Raw genomic sequence first — 938 nt, 5'->3', positions numbered from 1 at the left:
TCTCAATGCGATGGGGAATTGAAACTTCATTTCGGGATCTAAAATATTCAATAGGATTGCTTCATTTTCATTCTAACAAGTCGAGCAAAAATTTACTGGAGTATAAACTCCACCTTTTTAGAATGAAAATGAAGCAATCCTATTGTATATTTTAGATCCCGAAATGAAGTTTCAATTCCCCATCGCATTGAGTATAGTTCCTTCAATATTTGTGGCGGAAATATTTCTCTGTCAAGATTGGTAACAACAACTTCATAAGTGTCTTCTGTTATCGGAAATCTAACAATTCTGAAAGGTAATCTATACAATATCGTAGGATAACTCTTTTTGTTCTTTACTGGAAGGTAGTCAAAAGTTTGGGTACTAGCTATTAATCGATAATGGTTTCTATCCTTTAGCAATTCCTTAACTTCATTGGTATTCTTTCTAGTGAGCTTCAAATCTATATCAACATCAAATTCTTCTGCAGATGGGAGTTCGAAGCCATGTAGAATGCCATTTGTATAAGCACTATGATCTTTTATTCTTATAAGATATTTCCACCCCAGTTCCTGTATATGTGCCATGTTGTTATAAGCCTCATACCCTCTGTCAGCAATAATTAGTGCGGGGGTTTTCATCGTAGATCGGTCTACCATATCTGTAAGAGCTCGATTTTCATTAGAAAGATGTTTTTTCAACACTATTGCATCCTCATATGTATGTCGCTTGATATCATACAATGCGTGCAGATGCAGTAGGTTATATGGTTTTGTCCCATCCTTAGGTTGATACAAAGAAGCTAAGTCAGTTTTATCTGTTGGCATATGGATGTCAGAACCATCAACAGCCAACAAACGGTACCCCTTAAACAACGAATCTACTGTTGTTCTCTGGGCAAATGTATGGAATAAACTTTCAAGTGCGGTATGTTTTATTTTTGCTCGTTGTTGTACAAA

1 protein-coding gene is annotated in these 938 nt (G+C 35.7%); it reads right to left on the bottom strand.

The genetic code is table 11. The annotated features are described in order from the left end of the window. Positions 1-92: 92 nt before the first annotated feature. On the bottom strand, positions 93-938 hold an 846-nt coding region (locus T472_RS16195), incomplete at its 5' end, for an IS4 family transposase (RefSeq protein WP_152975192.1).

The sequence above is a fragment of the Youngiibacter fragilis 232.1 genome, assembly GCF_000495435.3.
Taxonomy (GTDB): domain Bacteria; phylum Bacillota; class Clostridia; order Clostridiales; family Clostridiaceae; genus Youngiibacter; species Youngiibacter fragilis.
Note: the sequence above shows the minus strand (reverse complement) of the source record. Positions and strands in the feature narration are given on the sequence as shown.